At 66.5% G+C, this 263-nt stretch carries 1 protein-coding gene; it reads left to right on the top strand.

What is annotated here, in order from left to right; all coding sequences use genetic code 11:
• The coding region (locus OQ789_RS25935; RefSeq protein ID WP_324689300.1) for a condensation domain-containing protein at positions 1-263 on the top strand (263 nt) is incomplete at both ends.

Genomic DNA, 263 nt, shown 5'->3' with positions numbered 1-263 from the left:
AGTTGCAGCAGCGGATCGCGCGGGTGGCAAGGGAACACAACGCGACCAGCTTCATGATGGTCCAGGCCGCGCTGGCGGTATTGCTGTCTGCGCTGAGCGCCAGCGACGAGGTGGCGGTGGGATTCTCGATCGCCGGGCGCGGTGACCCCGCACTCGATGACCTGGTGGGCTTTTTCGTCAACTATCTGGTGTTGCGGGTCGACCTGAGCGAAGACCCCAGCGTCGCCGAACTGCTGACCCAGGTGCGGGCCCGCAGCCTGGCC

The sequence above is a fragment of the Mycobacterium sp. 94-17 genome (genome assembly GCF_035617725.1).
In the GTDB taxonomy this organism is placed as follows: domain Bacteria; phylum Actinomycetota; class Actinomycetes; order Mycobacteriales; family Mycobacteriaceae; genus Mycobacterium.
Note: the sequence above shows the minus strand (reverse complement) of the source record. Positions and strands in the feature narration are given on the sequence as shown.